We start from the raw sequence: 16858 nt of genomic DNA on the forward strand, positions 1-16858 counted from the left end.
GTTCCCGTTCTCATCCTTCAGTGCCAACCGACGAGCGACCGCTGGGCGGCACTGGCTGCTGCACACAGACTTCTACTTACGTACGGTCCGGCCTTTCCGAATGTCTAACCAGCACCGACCGCTGCGAGCCTCCGGATCGCTCGCAGCGTCTGGTCCTCATTCTGCCCACCTCGGACCATGTCAGCACCGGCACACGTCTGGCATCTGAGCCGTATTCAGCCAGCAGAAACGGCTGTAGCGGTTATCGGCAGCGTCGGACGTTGAGGAGGTATGGATGATCTTCGGCCGCCCTTTGGGATCGATTTGAGCGCTCGTCAGCGGGTTTGTGCGTGGTGTGCGGCCGACTACATCGCAGGGCGATCTGATCAGCGATACTGCTCGGATCCGTGTCGCCTTCAGCGATGGCGGCGTAGCAAGCGAGCGAGTGCCAAGAGTCCGGTCAGGAGCGATCGAGTGCACCAACTGACGGAGGAGGTGGCTCGTTTAGAGGGGCAGGTTGGAGCGCTTCAGGCCGCTAATGCGGAGCTCAGGCAGGCGCTTTCGCTGGCCCAGAGGGGGTTGGTTTTGAGTCAGCCTTGGCCACGATGGGGGATGGATTCACGGCGCAGGTAGATGTCGGGGGGCATGCCGAGGTAGGCGTCGGTGGGAACTCCTAGGACTGCCCGGAGGGCTTCGCGGTAGGAGGCTCCGGTGCGGCGAACGGCTCCGCGTTCGAGTCTGGCTATGTAGTGGGCGTCGAGGGCGCAGTTCAGGCGCTGGGTGTGCCAGAGCCAGGTGCAGACGGCGTGCGCCAGCTCGGCACGAGACATGGGGCGGCCGGCATCGGATGGGGGACGGTGTGAGGAGTCTTGCTTCGCGGAGTGTTGTGTTCGGGGAGGGCATTAGGGGGTCCTCGGATGGAGAGCGGGACGAACGCGGACGTGGCGTCAGCACGCCCGCCCCGCTTGCTGAGGAGGCTCGGATAGCAGGACGTTGATCTGCTGGGCCTGGAGCACCTGGCGGAACTCAAGCGGATTGCCGCTGCCTGCGAAGTGGAAGAGGTTGGGGACGATGAGGGCTCGGTCGTCCAGACCCATGACTGCTGCGAGCGCGTTGTGGAGTTCGTCAGGAGCGGTGGCGATCTCGTCGATGAAGAGGGCTACCAGCTCGCGCTGGTGGGCTTTTGCGCAGTCGACAATTCGTTGGCGGCGTGTGGCTACTTCGGCGTCTGTCATGAGGAAGTGCTTCTTGAAGTAGCCGAAGGCGAACCGCATGTCTGACCCCGTTGGTGGTGAGCTGGTGATGTGTGATCAGCGTCGGGCAGGGGGCTTTGACGGGGACATGGTTTGGTGCTGACGCAGCACTGAACTTCTACTGAACCTGACACCCGCCGTCCGGCTGGAGAGGTGCGATGCGGGGTGCCAGACTGGGCCTGTGATGGTGCAGGTCTGGTCGGGTCGTGAGGTGCGAGCTCTGCGCGAAAGCCAGCGGCTCAGCATTCGCGAGTTCGCGGCGCGGATCGGCGTGAGTGAGCGGATGGTCTCCCGCTGGGAGGCCGGTGGTGAACGGATCCGCCCCAGGCCGATCAACCAGGAGGGTCTGGATTCGCTTCTGGCCGGTGCGAGCGATGAGGCACGGACAAGGTTCGCTGCGCGGCTGGAGGCCGCCGAACAGGAAATTCCCGCGCCGACGGCTGCGGCCGCTCTGGAGCATCGGCCAGGTGCGACGCTCGCGCGTAGGCGGACTCAAGATCCGGATGTGCTCGCCATGCGCTCGTTCCGATCTGCCGATCTGCCGATCTGCAGGTCGGCGGTGGACACCTGTATGGCTCAGTCGTGAAGTACCTACGTACCGAGGTCGGTCCGCGGCTGTTCGGCGGTGACGATCCTGTCCAAGATCCCGGCGTCTTCACGGCCGCTGCCGGGCTGACGGAGATGGCTGGCTGGATGGCGCACGACGCGGGACGAGACGACCGCGCCTACAGCCACTTCCTCCGCGCTTTTCACCTGTCCAAGGCCGGCCAGGATCGTCAACTCGGGATTCATGTGCTCGCCAGCCTCAGCCATTTAGCGCATCATCGGGCCGATCCGAATGGTGCGATTCGGTTCGCCCAAGCGGGCCAAACGGCACTTGCTAAGGGACCCGCGAATCCCGAACTCCGAGCACGGCTGCTCGCCATGCAGGCGCGTGGGCGGGCGGCGCTGGGTGACGGTCACGAGACGCGAAAGCTGCTTGCCAAGGCGGAATCCGCGCTCGGAGGATCGTCATCAGATGCATCGTCCGAGTGGATCAGCCACTTCGACAGCGGGAGTCTGGCGAGCGAGGCTGCGCGTTGCATGCGACAACTTGGGCGCCCCGCGGAGACACAAGACCACGCCGAGGCGATCATTCGGTTGCGGCCGTCGAACCGGACTCGCAGTCATGCCTTTGGGCAGCTCTTCCTGACGACTGCGCTCATTGATCAGGGCGAGCCGGAACATGCCTGTCGAGTCCTGCAGAAAGTGGTGGAATCGACACAGAGCCTGGGCTCCTACCTCGTGGTTCAGCAACTCCGGGAGATCTACGAACGCCTTACGCCGTACACAGGAATCAACACCGTCAGCGAAACCAGGCAGATGCTCGCCGAGACCCTGCGGCAGCGGGCATGGCTACAGCAGTGGATCATTCCCGGCACCAGCGACGCGCAGGCTGAGCAACGATGACGGCCGAGGAACCGCTGTACAAACGCGACCCGGAGGCGTGGCGGGAGCATCTGGCCGAGGGCAACGCCAAGCAGGCGCGCAAGCGCGTGGGTGCCGACGCCATCCTCAGAGATGCGGATGGTCGAATCCTGCTCGTCGACCCCGACTACAAGCCCGACTGGGATCTCCCAGGCGGAATGGTCGAGGCTAATGAGCCACCGCTTGACGGGCTTCTACGCGAGCTGAACGAGGAGCTGAGTCTGCAGCTAGATGCCTCCGATCTGACGCTTGCTTGCGTCGACTGGGTCTCACCGCACGGCCCATGGGATGACTCGTTGATGTTCATCTTTGACGCCGGCCGTCTCTCCCCCGATCAGGTTGCGCGCCTCGAACCTGACCTCCGCGAGCTACGCCGTTACTCCTTCCTCTCCCCCGACGAGGCTCGCCACAGGCTCCGCCCGTACGTCTGGCTTCGCCTGGAAGCAGCCCTCAAGGCTGCCGAGTCACAGACTGTCGCCTACTTGCACGACGGCCGGAGCTAGCTGGCCCAAAGTTGTACGTCGTCAGCCATTGAGCCCACCGCTTGTTGCGCGTGGAACGGGCAGAGAACAATCACCAGGGAGTGAAGTAGCACCGTCGGCGAAACTACCGGTCCGCCGCTAGCACGGTGCGTGTGCGGATGACGGCGACGACGGATAGTCGGACTGGCGCGGGCAGCGCAAGGCGGGGGTAGCCCGCAGCTAGGCCAGGGGTGGGCGGGCCACGCATGGCGCGCGACGTAGGAGCGGGCGTAGCGCTGGCGGGGTGCACTACCCGGTCGGCGCGACCGCAGTTGAACTGCGGGCCACGCCGGCCACGGGCGGTCGATTGGGCGCGGTAGCGCCTAAGGGGCGGGCGGTAGCCCGCAGGAGAGCTAGGGGTGGGTGGGGCCGGTGCGTAGCACGCGACGAAGGAGCGGGCGTAGCACTGGCGGGGGTAAATGAACTACCTGATGCGCATGCCGGAGATGGCTCGGGAGATGACGAGGCGCTGGATCTCCGACGTACCTTCGAAGATGGTGTAGATCTTGGCGTCTCGGTGCATGCGTTCTACGGGGTACTCGCGGGTGTAGCCGTTGCCGCCGAGGATTTGGATGGCTTCTTCGGTGACCTTCACCGCGACCTCGCCGGCTTTCAGCTTGGCCATGGAGCCTTCGCCGTGGCGGTAGTCGGGGGTTTCGCCTCGCATCAGGGCGGCTGACATGTTGGCGGCTCGCCAGACGAGCAGGCGGGCTGCGTCGATCTCCATGGCCATGTCAGCGAGTTTGAAGGCGATGCCTTGGTTGTCGATGATGGGGCGGCCGAACTGTTCGCGGCCTTTGGCGTAGTCGAGGGCGAACTCGTAGGCGGCGCGGGCGATGCCTACGGCTTGGGCGCCGACGATGTGGCGGGTCATCTCGAAGGTGGCCATGGACGCGTTGCGGACCTTGGCCTCGCCGGCGGGAGCCGAGGCGGCGGCGCGGGCGCGGGCCAGGCGTTCGTCGAGTTTTTCCTTGCCGCCGAGGACGTTGGCGGCGGGGATGCGGACGTTGTCGAAGAAGACGTCGGCGGTATGGGAGGCGCGGAGGCCGTGTTTGCGGAGCTTGGTGCCCTGCTCAAGGCCGTGCACCTCACTCCGAGGTACGACGAACGCGGCCTGGCCCTTGGTGCCCAGGGCGGGGTCGACGGTGGCGACGACTACGTGGATGTCGGCGATGCCGCCGTTCGTGGCCCAGGCCTTCTGGCCGTTGATGACCCACTCGGAGGTCTTCTCGTCGTACGTCGCGCGCGTGCGGATCGCGGAGACGTCGGAACCGGCGCCTGGCTCGGAGGAGCAGAACGCGGCCACGCGAACGTCGTCAGGCGTGCCGTAGCAGCGGCCCATCCACTGGCTCCACTGTTCCGGGGTGCCGTTGGAGAAGATGGCTGAGGATGCGAGGCCGGTGCCCTTCAAGGACATGCCGATGCCGGCGTCGCCCCAGAACAGCTCCTCGTGGACGAGCGGCATCAGCAGGCCGGACGGGTCGACGAAGAGGTTGATGTTCATGTCGAGGCCGTAGAGGCCGATCTTGGCGGCCTCCTGGATCACCGGCCACGGGGTGGTCTCGCGCTCGTCCCACTCGGCAGCGGCGGGGCGCATCACGTCGGCGGCGAAGGTGTGGGTCCAGTCGCGGATCTCGCGCTGCTCGTCGTTCAGGGCGAACGAGAACGGGCTCCAGCCTGGCTTCGACCGCTCGGCGCCGAGTTCACCGGCCAGCGACATCACATCGGTGGAGACCGCGGGCTTGGGGTCGGTCATCGTCATCAACATCCTCCGGCGACAAACAGGGGGTACCGAGAAACCATATGTTACCGATGAGTGTAACCGTCGTTTGCACCAGGGGGTACCGGTATGGCTAAGATCGGTGCATGAGCTCCGCGCTGCTCGCGATCGGACGCCGCCGGACCACGGCGGAGCGTCGGCGTGACCGCGAGCGGGACATCATCCGGGCGACCCGGGAGCTGTTCGACGAGCGCGGCACGATCGACGCCCAGATCGACGACATCGCCAAGCGGGTCGGGATCAACAAGGCGCTGATCTACCGGCACTTCTCCGGCAAGGAGGAGCTCTTCGCGCTCACCCTGGTCGACTACCTCGGCGAGCTGGACGACCGCCTCAGTGCGGTGGACAATCCGCGGCGCGCGCCGCTCAACCGGCTCAAGGCGCTCAGCGAGGTGTTCGTCGACTTCTGCCTGGAGTTCCCGGCCTTCACCGACTGCGCGATGAGCCTGCTCCGCAGGACCGGTGAGGAGCTGTTCGGCGAGATCACCGAGCCGGTGATGATGACACTCGGTACGGCGATGGCCGCCGCCCTGGGCCGGATAGCCGTCGTACTGGAAGCGGGCCAGCGGTCCGGCGCCTTCGCCAAGGCGGACACCGCTTACCTGGCCAACCACCTGTACACGCAGACCCTCGGGTCGTTGCACATGGCAAGGGTCGGGCTGATCGTGTCGAGCGGGAAGCCGGGTCATCCGGTGGTGCATCATGCCGAGGTGGCCACGGTGCGGGCGACCGCCATCACCGCGACCTTGGCGACAGCAGTGGGGCGCTTCGCTTATGAGGTTCCCAAGAGAGCACGCAGAGCAGGAGACAAATCATGACCGAGCCCCGCAGAGTGGCCGTTGTCGCCGGCAACCGGATTCCGTTCGCGCGCCAGGACAAGACGTACCGGCACTCGTCGAACTCCGACATGCTGACCGCCGCGATCAACGGCCTGGTCGACCGGACCGGGCTCGGTGGGCAAGAGGTTGGTGAGGTCGTCGCCGGTGCGGTGCTCAAGCACGCCCGCGACTGGAACATGGTGCGCGAGGTGGTGCTCGGGTCGAAGCTCGCGGCCACGACCCCGGCGTACGACATCCAGCAGGCCTGCGGGACCGGGCTGGAGGCGGCGATCCTGGTCGGCAACAAGATCGCGCTCGGGCAGATCGACGCCGGCATCGCGGGTGGCGTCGACACCGCGTCCGACGCGCCGATCGCGGTCAACGACAAGCTGCGCAACATCCTGCTCGATCTGAACCGGGCCAAGACCTATCCGGAACGGCTGAAGGTGCTCGCCCGCGTGCGGCCGAAGGACGTCGTACCGGAGATCCCGCGGAACGCCGAGCCGCGCACGCGCAAGTCGATGGGTGACCACGCCGCGCTGACCGCGCTCGAGTGGGGCATCACCCGGGAGGCTCAGGACGAGCTCGCGTACCGCTCCCACATCAACCTGGCCGCGGCGTACGACCGCGGCTTCCAGCAGGACCTGATCACGCCGTACCTGGGGCTCGAGAAGGACCAGAACCTGCGCCCGGACACCACTGTCGAGAAGCTGGCCCGGCTGAAGCCGGCGTTCGGCAAGGGTGAGACGGCCACCATGACAGCAGGCAACTCGACCCCGTTGACCGACGGCGCGTCCGCCGTGCTGCTGAGCACGGACGAGTGGGCCGAGGAGCACGGCCTGCGGCCGCTCGCTTATCTGACCCACTCGCAGACCGCGGCGGTCGACTATGTGAAGGGCGCCGAGGGCCTGCTGATGGCGCCCGCCTATGCGGTGCCGCGGATGCTGGCACGCGCCGGGCTGACGCTGCAGGACTTCGACTACTACGAGATCCACGAGGCGTTCGCCTCCCAGGTGCTGTCGACGCTGAAGGCGTGGGAGGATCCGATCTTCTGCAAGGAACGGCTCGGTCTCGACGCGCCGCTGGGCGAGATCGACCGCGACAAGCTGAACGTGAACGGCAGCTCACTCGCCGCGGGCCACCCGTTCGCGGCGACCGGCGGGCGGATCGTCGCCGCGCTGGCCAAGCAACTCGACGAGAACGGCGGTGGCCGCGGCCTGATCTCCATCTGCGCCGCGGGCGGCCAGGGTGTCGTCGCCATCCTCGAGAAGTAGGAGCAGACCATGACGGACCGCTACCAGACCTTCACCCGGACCCCGCTCGGCCAGACCCTGGTGAAGAACCTCGGGCTGCCCGACCCGGTGCCGCTGCAGCGCTGGACCGAGGGTTCGCGCGTCATCGACGGCTCGGTGGTGTTCGGCGCGATCGGCGAGACCGATGCCGGTAAGGCGATCCAGGCGCTGCTGCGCGACATCGGCGCCTCGTTCAGTACGGCGACCGAAGGCGTGGCGTCGAGTCAGATCCGCCCGAAGGCTCTCGTCTTCGACGCGACCGGCGCCACCTCGACGGCCGATCTGACCAGCCTGCAACGCTTCTTCTCCCCCGTCATCCGCCAGCTCGCGCCGGCCGGCCGCGTGATCGTGGTCGGGCGGACGCCGGAGCTCGCGACCTCGACCGAGCAGCACATCGCGCAGCGCGCGCTCGAGGGCTTCACCCGCTCGCTCGGCAAGGAGGTCAAACGCGGCGCGACGGTCAACCTCGTGTACGTCGCTCCCGATGCGCACGAGCAGCTCGATTCGACCCTGCGCTTCTTCCTCTCCCCCAAGTCCGCGTACGTCGACGGTCAGGTGGCGCGGGTCGGGACGGGGCCGCTGGTCGGCAACGACCCGGAGCGCCCGCTGGCCGGCAAGGTCGCCCTGGTGACCGGTGCGGCCCGTGGGATCGGTGCTGCGATCGCCGACACGCTCGCCCGGGATGGCGCGACCATCCTCGGCGTCGACGTTGCGCAGAACGCGGAGCCGCTGCGCAAGGTCATGACTCGCCTCGGCGGTTCCGAGCTGCTGCTCGACGTGACCGCGGTCGACGCCGCGCAGCGGATCGCCGCGCACGCCCAGGAGCAGTACGCCGGTCTCGACATCGTCGTGCACAACGCGGGCATCACCCGGGACAAGCGGCTCGCCAACATGCGCACCGACACCTGGGACGCCGTGCTGGATGTCAATCTGCGCGCTCCGGAGCGGATCACCGAGCATCTGGTGGACTCCGGCACGCTGCGGGCCGGCGGCTCGATCATCGGGGTCGCGAGCATCGCCGGGATCGCGGGCAACAACGGGCAGACGAACTACGCCACCTCGAAGGCCGGTGTGATCGGGCTGGTCCAGGCGCTCGCGCCGAAGCTGGCCGAGAAGCAGATCCGGATCAACGCGGTCGCGCCCGGGTTCATCGAGACCGAGATGACCGCGAAGGTGCCGTTCACGATCCGCGAGGTCGGCCGCCGGATCAACTCGCTGCAGCAGGGCGGGTTGCCGATCGACGTGGCCGAGACGATCGCGTGGTTCGCCGACCCGGCCTCGGCCGGCGTCACCGGCAACGTGATCCGCGTCTGCGGCCAGAGCCTGCTGGGCGCCTGACATGCCCACTCGTCGGTACGACGACTCCCCCAGCCTGAGCGGTCTCTACGCGAAGACGGTGAAGGCGACGCTGCGGCGGGCGGACTACGAGCCGAACGAGGACGGGCTCACCCTCGAGCTCCCGCACTCGGCGATCGACCAGGACCACTTGGCGGCGTACCGGGATGTCACCGGCTTCCCGGCCGGACCGGCCCTGCCGGTGACCTACCCGCATGTCCTGGCCTTCCCGCTGCACCTCGACCTGATGTCGGATCCGTCGTTCCCCTACAAGCCGATGGGGATCGTGCACCTGTCCAACACGATCACGCAGAAGCGGCCGCTGCCGATCCACGCGGAGCCGGCGATCCGCGTGCACAGTACGCCGGAGCGCCCGCATCCGAAGGGGACGGTCTTCGACATCGTCAGCGAGGTGCTCGTTGACGGCGATGTGGTCTGGTCGGATCTGACCACGCTGCTGAGCCGCTCCAAGGGCTCCGAAGGTCATGTCGATCTGCTGCCCGATCCGGAGCTGCCGCCGCAGGCCTGGTGGGACCTTCGCGGCAACCTCGGCCGCCGGTACGCCGCCGCGTCCGGCGACCGGAACCCGATCCACCTGTTCAAGCTGACCGCGCAGGCGTTCGGGTTCCCGCGCCAGATCGCACACGGAATGTGGGCGAAGGCCGCCGCGCTCGCCTCGCTGGAGCGGGCCGGGAAGCTTCCCGAGGCGTTCACGGTCCGGGTCGACTTCCGCAAACCGCTGCTGCTCCCGTCCCGCGTCCAGTTCGGCTACAACACCGTCGGCAAGACCACCGACTTCGTCCTGTACGACGACGCGCACGAGGTGACCCACCTGATCGGCCAGCTGCAGGCAGACTGACGCTCGCCCGAGAGCGTCAGTGGCCCATTGCGATGGCCTGGGGAATCACCTCCTGCGCGATCCGGTCGAGCGCTTCGCCGATCGGTGCGGGATCGCGACGGCTGCCGTCGCGTTCGCGGATCGCGAGCAGGCCCTCGGCGGCCTCGCGGGCGCCCAGGATCGCCTGGTACGGCGCCAGCCGGTTCTCGCGGATGCGCGCTCCGAGACCACCCTCGTCGGCATGCGCGATCTCGACCCGGAGCCCACGCGACGACGCCCGCCGAGCGACCTCGACCGCGAGCTTCTCCTCGTCGTCGGAGATCGGCAGCACCACGAGCTGCACCGGCGCCAGCCAGGCGGGGAACGAGCCGCCGTGTACCTCGACCACCTGGGCAACCGCTCTCTCGATGCTCCCGACGATCGCCCGATGCACCATCACCGGCCGGTGTTTGTTGCCGTCGGCACCGATGTACTCGAGGCCGAACCGCTCCGGCTGGTTGAAATCGAGTTGGATGGTCGACAGGCTGTACTCGCGGCCGGCCGAATCGACCACCTGGACATCGATCTTCGGTCCGTAGAACGCCGCGTCACCCGGCGATTCGACGTACTCGACTCCCGCGTTGTCGAGCACCTCGCGGAGCAGTCCGGCGGCATGTGCCCAGCTCTCGGCATCCCCGACGTACTTGCTCTCCGCGCTGCCGATGACCGCATCCTCGGCCGGGAGGGCAAGGACGTAGCGGGCGGCGCTGATTCCGAGGTCGAGATACGCCTGGTTAATCAACGCCAGCGCGGCGGCGGCTTCCTCGGCGACCTGGTCGAGGCGGCAGAAGATGTGCGCGTCGTTCAGCTGCATCGCGCGGACGCGGCTCAGTCCGCCGATGACACCGGACAGCTCGGAGCGGTACTGGCCGCCGAGCTCGGACAATCGCAGCGGCAGCTCACGATAGCTGTGTGCGCGCGAGCGGTAGATCAGCGCGTGGTGCGGGCAGATGCTCGGCCGCAGGACCAGCTCCTCACCACCCATGTCCATCGGTGGATACATGTCGTCGCTGTACTTGTCCCAGTGGCCGGAGATCTCGTAGAGCGCTCTCTTCGCGAGCACGGGCGAATAGACCTGCTGGTACCCGGCTCGCCGTTCGACTTCGCCGATGTAGCTCTCCAAAGCGTGCCGTACGGCGGCGCCCGCCGGAAGCCAGTACGGAAGACCCGCGCCGATCAGCGGGTCGGAGTCGAACAGGCCGAGCTCACGGCCGAGTTTGCGGTGGTCGTACATGATCTCTTCTCCTCGTTGAGATGGGGCGCCCCCGAGATCCCACGCTGCACGAGGCAGACAAAGAAAAACCCCGGGGCAGTCGCCCCGGGGTTTTGACAGTCAGGTGTCAGCGCGCCGAGACATACTCCGGCGTCGTCGTCTCTACTGCGCGCTGCAACATGTCTCCCACGGTAGCAGAACTGCTCACTTGCTCAAGCACTGATTACTTGCTCAGGTCCAGGCCGACCGGCCGGATCAGGCCTTCCTGTGCGACCGACGCGACCAGGCGGCCGTCCTCGGTGTAGAGGCGGCCGGTTGCGAAGCCGCGGGCGCCGGAGGCGGACGGCGAGGTCTGGTCGTAGAGGAGCCACTCGTCGGCGCGGAACTCCCGGTGGAACCAGAGCGCGTGATCCAGCGAGGCCGGCTGGATCCGCCGGTCGCCGATGACGATGCCGTGTGGCAGTAGGCTCGCGCCGAGCAGCGTCAGGTCGCTTGCGTAGGCGAGCACACACGCGTGGAGCGCCGGCTCGTCGGGAAGCTTGCCGGAGGCACGGATCCAGAACTGCCGTCCGGTGACACCGGCCAGCCGGACGTTCAGCGCCGACCACTCCCGGTCCCAGTCGGCCGCCGCCCGACCCGACTGCGCTTCGAGCACGCTCGACAGCGTCGGTGCTTCCTCCGGCGGTACGACGTCCGCGGGGATCGGCTCCTGGTGATCCAGCCCGGGCTCGGGCTTCTGGAACGAGGTGGACATGTAGAAGATCGGCTTGCCGTGCTGCGATGCCACCACCCGTCGGCTCGAGAAGCTGCCGCCGTCCCGCGTGCCCTCGACCCGGTAGATGATCGGTACGGCGGTGTCGCCGCCGCGCAGGAAGTAGGCGTGCAGCGAGTGCACCGCCCGGCCGCCGTCGACCGTCTGGCTCGCCGCGGCCAGCGCCTGGCCGAGCACCTGCCCGCCGAACACCCGCTGCAGGGAGGTCTGTGGCTGCCGACCGCGATACAGGTCGACGTCGATCATCTCCAGGTCGAGCAGCTCGACCAGGTCCTCCAGCGACTCAGGCATGTCTCATCCTGACAGGTCACTCCAGCCAAGTGGGGATCCCGTCCCGCGGACGCTTTCGGTGAGCTTTCGGTCGCGATCGGTAGACTCCTGGTTGAACACTCAACCAGCAACCGTTTGATCGAAGGAGACCCTGTCGTGAAGCTGCCCCCCATTGCCCAGGATCTCGTCCTGCTGATCGCCCGCGTCGGCGTCGGCATCGTGTTCGTCGCGCACGGCTGGCAGAAGTTCCGGACCAACGGCATCGACGCGACCGCCCAGGCCTTCCAGGGAATGGGCGTCCCGTCGCCCACCATCTCGGCGTACTACGCCACCGGCGCCGAGCTCATCGCCGGTACGGCGCTCATCCTCGGAATCCTCACGCCGATCGCCGGCGTACTGCTCGCGCTCGACATGTTCGGCGCTTTCCTGTTCGTGCACATGCCGAACGGCGTCTTCGCCGGCGACGGCGGCTGGGAACTCGTCGGCGCTCTCGGCCTCTTCGCCCTGGTCGTCGCCGCGGTAGGCCCCGGCCGCTTCAGCCTCGACCGGCTGATCGTGCGCACTCCCGAACGCGAACTCGTGGCGGCATAGCCCGAGGCCGATTGCATAATCCTCTGCATGTTCTCCAACTCGGCTCCGATGGTCCTGGACGTCCTCCCGCACTGCTCTTCGGTCTCGCGGGACGGATGGCAAGGAGCTGACGACGAGCGCCCACTCAGCGACAAGGGCTTCAAGGAAGCGGCCATCCTGGCCACACTCGCGGCCGCAGGCGTGCAGGCTGTCTACACGAGTCCGGCGGCCCGCTGCCGACAGACGGTCGAGCCGCTGGCTGAGATCGTCGGAGCACCGATCACCTTGGACGACAGGCTCCGCGAGGCCAGCGGTTTCGCGGAGCCCGCAGTGTGGACCGAGGGCATCTTCGCGCCGATCGGCCAAGCACTCGGTGGCGCGTGGGTGGCCGGGCGCGGTATCGCCGTGGTCGACGAGCTCGTCTCCCGGCACAGCGGCGGCCACGCCGTGCTGTGCTCACATGGCGACCTCATCCCGGCCGTCCTCGTCCACCTCGCCGCAGCCTTCGGCTGCCCGCTTCCGCAGGTCGTCGACCGAGGCGGGTGGTACCGGCTGCAGTTCGGCACCGGCGAGCTCTCGATGACCGGGATCCACCCGGCCTGAACGAAAGCGTCGGCCCACCCCCGCCCCGGGGTGGGCCGACGCTGCTTGTGGGAACTACTTGTCGTCTTCGCGGTTCAGCTCGGCGAGGAACTGCTCGACCTCGGCACCCAGCTCCTCTGCGGAGGGCGTGGAGTCGGCGAGCAGGCTCTTGCGGCTGACCGATCCGGCGGCGGCGTCGTACTGAGTCTCCAGTGCGTTGACGACTGCGGAGGCGTCTTCGGAGCCCTCCACCTGCTCGTCGACCATGCGGCCGGTGACTGCGGCCTCGTCGAGCAGGGCCTTGCTAGGGAGCAGCAAACCGGTCGCTGCGGAGATCGCGTGCACCAGGGCAAGCGCTGCGCCCGGGAAGCGGTTCTCTGCGAGGTAGTGCGGCACGTGGACCGCGAAGCCCATCGCGTCCTTGCCGGCCTCGCCGAGGCGAACCTGCAGCATCGTCCCCGCGCTCGCCGGGAGGCGCATCTCGCCGTCCCAGATGTTCGACCGCGTGACCAGCTCGGGCCGGGTCGCGTGCGCGGTGAGGCCCAGCGGACGGGTGTGCGGGACGCCCATCGGGATGCCGTGGACGCCGATCGTGAGCGTCACGTTGTAGAGCTCGATCAGCTGCCGCACCGCGCCGGCGAACCGGTTCCAGTGGTTGTCCGGCTCCGGACCCTCGAGCAGGAGGAAGTCCACACCAGCGTCGTCGGTCAGCAGCCAGAGGTTCAGCTGCGGGGGCGTGTACTCGGTGAAGTGGTCCTCGGAGAAGGTCACCTCGGGCCGGCGCGCCCGGTAGTCGTGCAGGAGGTCGACGTCGAAGCGGGCCAGCAGGCGGTTCTCCAGGGTCTCCAGCAGGTGGTCCGCGGTCACTCGGCCGGCCTGGCCGGCGTCCATGAACCCGTCCAGGGAGTGCACCAGCACCTTGGGGGTCGCCGCCGGGCCGGTCGCCACCGACTCGTCGACGATCTCGTAGAGGTCGTCCGGTCGCAGCATCGTCGTCTCCTTCATCGTCGCCATCCGGGCGGGTAGGCGCTCTATCCCCATCCTGCCCTGTGTGGTGACAACGTCCGGACTCCGGCTCCGCATTCCGGGATCTGGAAAAAAACTCAGCGAATTTCCGCTCGCCACGCCCGGGATGCGGTACACCAGGCGACAGGCTGGGAAAGCGCTTGCTAAGTTGCTCTCGTGCGCACCGAATCCGCTCCCGCCCTGACCGTGATGCTGGCCATGAACGAGGCCAGCCGCGAACGCGTCCTGGTCCCCCATGTCCGGGCCCGCCTGGACGCGGTCGCCAAAGTGCTGCCCGTCGGCCCCGGTACGTCGTTCCTCGACGACCCGGCCATCGTGGCCGCGCTCGCGGATGTCGACGTGCTGCTCACCGGCTGGGGTTGCCCGCGGATCAGCCCCGAGGTGCTCGAGGCGGCGCCGAAGCTGCAGGCGATCCTGCACGCGGCCGGATCAGTGAAGGCGATCATCGACCCGACCGCGTTCGACCGCGGTATCCAGGTCTCGTCGGCGGCGTTCGCGAACGCGCTCCCGGTGGCCGAGTTCACGGTCGCCGCGATCGTGCTGTCGGGGAAGCGAGCCTTCCGCCTCGCCGCGCAGTACCGGATCGAGCGCCGGAAGGCGGACCCGCACGGGATGCCGGGCAGTTACGGTACGACGGTCGGCCTGCTCGGAGCGTCGCGGATCGCGCGACTGGTCGCGGAGCGGCTGAAGACCTACGACCTCGAAGTGCTGATCAGCGATCCGTACCTGAATGCGGACGAGGCTGCCGGACTGGGTGCCGAGCTGGTTTCGAACGACGACCTGTTCCGGCGCAGCGACATTCTGAGCGTGCACGCTCCGTTGCTGCCGGAGACCGTCGGGCTGGTCGACGCGCACCTGCTCGGCCTGCTCAAGGACGGGTCGGTGCTGATCAACACAGCACGCGGCAAGATCATCGACGCCGCCGCGCTCGAGGCGGAGTGCGTGTCCGGCCGGATCGACGCCGTACTGGATGTGACCGACCCGGAGCCGCTCCCGGCAGAGTCGCCGCTGCTCGACCTGCCGAACGTCTTCATCACCCCGCACGTCGCCGGTGCCGTCGGCAACGAGATCGCCCGCCTCGGCGAGCTCGCCGTCAGCGAGCTCGAGCACCTGACCGCCGGCCGCCCCCTGCAACACGCCATCAGCCCAACGGAACTCGGAAGGCTCGCATGACCCGCCTGATCCTGCCTGACACCGACCGCGTCCTCTCCCGGCAGACTGGGTGGACCCGTGCGCACTGGGAGGGGTTGGCGGACCACCTGCTCGACTCGTTGGTGCCGTACTTCTCCCCTGGGTCGGCGCTGATCGCGCTGCCGGGGCGGCCGAGTCGGTCCGGTACGGCGTCCGACCAGCTGGAGGGGTTTGCCCGGTCGTTCATGCTGGCCGCGTTCCGGATTGCCGGAGTGCAGGGCAAGGGGTGCGAGGCGCTGATCGAGCGGTATGCGCGGGGTGTCGCGAACGGCGCCAACCCGGAGCACCCGGAGTCGTGGCTCCGACTGACACCGCGCTCGCAGCAGATGGTGGAGGCCGCGGCGATCGCGGTGGCGCTGCACGAGAGTCGCGAATGGATCTGGGAGCGGCTCGACGATCGCGCGCAGCAGCATGTCGCCGAGTGGCTCGGTGGGTTCATCGGGTCCACCACGCACGACAACAACTGGCGGTTGTTCCAGGTCGTCAGCGAGCAGTTCCTGGCGTCCGTCGGCGCGCCGTTCTCCCAGGAGGACATCGACGGCGGGCTCGATCGGATCGAGGACTGGTACGTCGGCGGTGGTTGGTATTCCGACGGCGACGGGCAGGCCTTCGACAACTACATCGGCTGGGCGATGCACCTCTACCCCGGGCTGTGGGCGCGGATGGCGGCGGCCACGCCCGGAGCGGCGTACGAGGATCGGCTGACGGTCTACCGCGAGCGGCTGAGTCTGTTCCTCGAGGATGCGGTGCACCTGGTCGGGAATGACGGCGCGCCGATCTACCAGGGCCGGTCGCTGACTTATCGGATGGCCGCGGCGGCGCCGTACTGGATGGGTGCACTGCTCGACGCCACTCCCCTCTCGCCCGGTCAGACGCGGCGGCTGTGCTCCGGGATCGCGCGGCATTTCGTGCAGCACGGCGTGCCGGATGAGCGTGGGCTGCTGACGCTCGGCTGGTACGACACGTTCCTGCCGACTACGCAGTCGTACTCCGGGCCGGGATCGCCGTACTGGGCCTCGAAGGGGTTCGTCGGGCTGATCCTGCCGCCGGAGCACCCGGTGTGGGCCGATCCGGAGGACACGATTCCGCTGGACGACGCCGACCAGGTGCGGTCGATGCCGGCACCGGGGTGGCTCGTGCACGGGAGCCGTAACAGCCAGGTCGTGCAGCTGATCAACCATGGCGCGGACAAGCAGCCGCTGGCCGAGCCCGCGGGCGTGGAGCCGGAGGGCGACCCGCATTACAACCGGTTGGCCTATGCGAACCACGCCGGTCCGGAGTTGAGTGACGAGGCGCCGCGGATCGACAACCTGATCTCGCTGGTCGCCGACGGGAAGTCCAGTGCGCGCGGGCGGATCCGGCGGTTGGGGATCACTTCCCGTACGGCGTCGTCGTGGCACAACGCCTGGCTCGGGGCCGAGGGGCCGTGGCGGATCGAGACCACGTCGGTGGTGCACGGCGGGTGGGAGATCCGGTGTGCGCTGGTCGACGGACCGGCCGGTGCGATCATCCGCAGCGGCGGGTTCGCGGTCGCCGGTGATTCCTTGCCTTCGGCAACTGCCTCGTCCACCGCAGCCTCGGCGCGGAACGACGACGGACTACTCTCCGCGATCGTCGGCCTCTCCGGGTACGACGGGGCCGGCATCCACCGGGGGCTCGGGGCGAACGCCTTCGGGCCGCACTCGGCGACGCCGTACCTGACCGCTCCGCATCACGGTGAGCCGTTGGTGCTGGTCAGCGCCGTGGTGCTGACCAGGGACGCGCTCCGGCCGGAAGCGCTTGCCGAAGGCATCGATGTCGTGGTGGACGGCCGGACGGTGCGGATCACGCTGCCCGGCGGGGATTCCGAGGTCGTCACGCTGGGTGGTTAGGCCAGCCAAACCAACGATGATAAATCCGCTCGGGATGGCTA

The 16858-nt window shown here is 68.0% G+C and carries 17 protein-coding genes; 11 read left to right on the forward strand and 6 right to left on the reverse strand.

Annotated features, from left to right (window positions below; translation table 11 throughout):
• Positions 1-569 precede the first annotated feature (569 nt).
• Both OG474_RS40135 and OG474_RS40140 read right to left on the reverse strand, forming a co-directional pair.
• Entirely contained in the window at positions 570-809 is a 240-nt protein-coding gene (locus OG474_RS40135; RefSeq protein ID WP_405058896.1) for a hypothetical protein, read from the reverse strand.
• A 117-nt stretch (positions 810-926) separates the two neighbouring features.
• Positions 927-1253: a hypothetical protein gene (locus tag OG474_RS40140; RefSeq protein WP_405058897.1), complete on the reverse strand. Its 327-nt coding sequence runs from the start codon at positions 1251-1253 to the stop codon at positions 927-929.
• A 163-nt stretch (positions 1254-1416) separates the two neighbouring features.
• Between OG474_RS40140 and OG474_RS40145 the strand changes: the two genes are divergently transcribed.
• Genes OG474_RS40145 through OG474_RS40155 form a run of 3 tightly spaced genes read left to right on the forward strand, consistent with a single transcriptional unit; the run spans position 1417 to position 3202 of the window.
• Positions 1417-1818 (forward strand): helix-turn-helix domain-containing protein, encoded by a 402-nt coding sequence (locus tag OG474_RS40145; RefSeq protein WP_405058898.1) that lies wholly within the window; start codon positions 1417-1419, stop codon positions 1816-1818.
• Entirely contained in the window at positions 1815-2681 is an 867-nt protein-coding gene (locus OG474_RS40150; protein ID WP_405058899.1) for a hypothetical protein, read from the forward strand. Before OG474_RS40145 ends, OG474_RS40150 begins: the two co-directional genes overlap by 4 nt.
• On the forward strand, positions 2678-3202 hold the full coding sequence (locus OG474_RS40155; RefSeq protein ID WP_405058900.1) for an NUDIX domain-containing protein: 525 nt from the start codon (positions 2678-2680) through the stop codon (positions 3200-3202). Before OG474_RS40150 ends, OG474_RS40155 begins: the two co-directional genes overlap by 4 nt.
• A gap of 442 nt (positions 3203-3644) precedes the next feature.
• Here OG474_RS40155 and OG474_RS40160 read toward each other — a convergent pair whose 3' ends face one another.
• Complete coding sequence (locus OG474_RS40160; RefSeq protein ID WP_405058901.1) at positions 3645-4982, reverse strand: acyl-CoA dehydrogenase family protein; 1338 nt, start codon at positions 4980-4982, stop codon at positions 3645-3647.
• Between the two features lie 104 nt (positions 4983-5086).
• On the opposite strand from OG474_RS40160, the gene OG474_RS40165 reads away from it, so the two are divergent.
• The 4 genes from OG474_RS40165 to OG474_RS40180 are packed head-to-tail and all read left to right on the forward strand — an operon-like array spanning position 5087 to position 9304.
• The gene (locus OG474_RS40165) at positions 5087-5818 is read left to right on the forward strand and encodes a TetR/AcrR family transcriptional regulator (RefSeq protein ID WP_405058902.1); all 732 of its coding nucleotides are present in this window, start codon (positions 5087-5089) and stop codon (positions 5816-5818) included.
• On the forward strand, positions 5815-7092 hold the full coding sequence (locus OG474_RS40170; RefSeq protein WP_405058903.1) for an acetyl-CoA C-acetyltransferase: 1278 nt from the start codon (positions 5815-5817) through the stop codon (positions 7090-7092). The genes OG474_RS40165 and OG474_RS40170 overlap by 4 nt, the downstream gene beginning before the upstream one ends.
• 9 nt (positions 7093-7101) lie before the next feature.
• Positions 7102-8448 carry a 3-oxoacyl-ACP reductase gene (locus tag OG474_RS40175; protein ID WP_405058904.1) on the forward strand — a complete coding sequence of 449 codons (1347 nt, stop codon included), beginning with the start codon at positions 7102-7104 and terminating at the stop codon, positions 8446-8448.
• A gap of 1 nt (position 8449) precedes the next feature.
• Positions 8450-9304, forward strand: a complete 855-nt coding sequence (locus OG474_RS40180; RefSeq protein WP_405058905.1) for a MaoC/PaaZ C-terminal domain-containing protein — start codon at positions 8450-8452, stop codon at positions 9302-9304.
• Positions 9305-9320: 16 nt separating this feature from the next.
• On the opposite strand, the gene thrS is transcribed toward OG474_RS40180, so the two are convergent.
• Together thrS and OG474_RS40190 are read right to left on the reverse strand one after the other, a co-directional pair.
• Positions 9321-10556, reverse strand: coding sequence for a threonine--tRNA ligase (thrS, locus tag OG474_RS40185; RefSeq protein ID WP_405058906.1), 1236 nt, complete (start codon positions 10554-10556; stop codon positions 9321-9323).
• A 202-nt stretch (positions 10557-10758) separates the two neighbouring features.
• Positions 10759-11598, reverse strand: coding sequence for an acyl-CoA thioesterase (locus OG474_RS40190; protein WP_405058907.1), 840 nt, complete (start codon positions 11596-11598; stop codon positions 10759-10761).
• A 135-nt stretch (positions 11599-11733) separates the two neighbouring features.
• On the opposite strand from OG474_RS40190, the gene OG474_RS40195 reads away from it, so the two are divergent.
• Both OG474_RS40195 and OG474_RS40200 read left to right on the forward strand, forming a co-directional pair.
• Positions 11734-12168: a DoxX family protein gene (locus OG474_RS40195; protein WP_405058908.1), complete on the forward strand. Its 435-nt coding sequence runs from the start codon at positions 11734-11736 to the stop codon at positions 12166-12168.
• A gap of 27 nt (positions 12169-12195) precedes the next feature.
• Positions 12196-12750 carry a histidine phosphatase family protein gene (locus tag OG474_RS40200; protein WP_405058909.1) on the forward strand — a complete coding sequence of 185 codons (555 nt, stop codon included), beginning with the start codon at positions 12196-12198 and terminating at the stop codon, positions 12748-12750.
• A gap of 54 nt (positions 12751-12804) precedes the next feature.
• Here the strand turns inward: OG474_RS40200 and OG474_RS40205 are convergent, their stop codons facing one another.
• Complete coding sequence (locus OG474_RS40205) at positions 12805-13770, reverse strand: proteasome assembly chaperone family protein (RefSeq protein WP_405058910.1); 966 nt, start codon at positions 13768-13770, stop codon at positions 12805-12807.
• A gap of 141 nt (positions 13771-13911) precedes the next feature.
• Between OG474_RS40205 and OG474_RS40210 the strand changes: the two genes are divergently transcribed.
• Together OG474_RS40210 and OG474_RS40215 are read left to right on the forward strand one after the other, a co-directional pair.
• Positions 13912-14928 carry a hydroxyacid dehydrogenase gene (locus OG474_RS40210; protein WP_405058911.1) on the forward strand — a complete coding sequence of 339 codons (1017 nt, stop codon included), beginning with the start codon at positions 13912-13914 and terminating at the stop codon, positions 14926-14928.
• Positions 14925-16817, forward strand: a complete 1893-nt coding sequence (locus OG474_RS40215) for a DUF2264 domain-containing protein (protein WP_405058912.1) — start codon at positions 14925-14927, stop codon at positions 16815-16817. Before OG474_RS40210 ends, OG474_RS40215 begins: the two co-directional genes overlap by 4 nt.
• The last annotated feature ends 41 nt before the right edge of the window (positions 16818-16858 follow it).

The organism is Kribbella sp. NBC_01505, from assembly GCF_045040285.1.
GTDB lineage: Bacteria > Actinomycetota > Actinomycetes > Propionibacteriales > Kribbellaceae > Kribbella.

Bases quoted from the DNA above. Each gene is read 5' to 3' on its own strand.
- OG474_RS40165 (WP_405058902.1), top strand. From the start codon at position 5,087: ATGAGCTCCGCGCTGCTCGCGATCGGACGCCGCCGGACCACGGCGGAG.
- OG474_RS40200 (WP_405058909.1), top strand. From the start codon at position 12,196: ATGTTCTCCAACTCGGCTCCGATGGTCCTGGACGTCCTCCCGCACTGC.
- OG474_RS40145 (WP_405058898.1), top strand. From the start codon at position 1,417: ATGGTGCAGGTCTGGTCGGGTCGTGAGGTGCGAGCTCTGCGCGAAAGC.
- OG474_RS40205 (WP_405058910.1), bottom strand. From the start codon at position 13,770: ATGGGGATAGAGCGCCTACCCGCCCGGATGGCGACGATGAAGGAGACG.
- OG474_RS40140 (WP_405058897.1), bottom strand. From the start codon at position 1,253: ATGCGGTTCGCCTTCGGCTACTTCAAGAAGCACTTCCTCATGACAGAC.
- thrS (WP_405058906.1), bottom strand. From the start codon at position 10,556: ATGTACGACCACCGCAAACTCGGCCGTGAGCTCGGCCTGTTCGACTCC.
- OG474_RS40175 (WP_405058904.1), top strand. From the start codon at position 7,102: ATGACGGACCGCTACCAGACCTTCACCCGGACCCCGCTCGGCCAGACC.
- OG474_RS40160 (WP_405058901.1), bottom strand. From the start codon at position 4,982: ATGACGATGACCGACCCCAAGCCCGCGGTCTCCACCGATGTGATGTCG.
- OG474_RS40170 (WP_405058903.1), top strand. From the start codon at position 5,815: ATGACCGAGCCCCGCAGAGTGGCCGTTGTCGCCGGCAACCGGATTCCG.
- OG474_RS40190 (WP_405058907.1), bottom strand. From the start codon at position 11,598: ATGCCTGAGTCGCTGGAGGACCTGGTCGAGCTGCTCGACCTGGAGATG.
- OG474_RS40135 (WP_405058896.1), bottom strand. From the start codon at position 809: ATGTCTCGTGCCGAGCTGGCGCACGCCGTCTGCACCTGGCTCTGGCAC.
- OG474_RS40215 (WP_405058912.1), top strand. From the start codon at position 14,925: ATGACCCGCCTGATCCTGCCTGACACCGACCGCGTCCTCTCCCGGCAG.
- OG474_RS40180 (WP_405058905.1), top strand. From the start codon at position 8,450: ATGCCCACTCGTCGGTACGACGACTCCCCCAGCCTGAGCGGTCTCTAC.
- OG474_RS40155 (WP_405058900.1), top strand. From the start codon at position 2,678: ATGACGGCCGAGGAACCGCTGTACAAACGCGACCCGGAGGCGTGGCGG.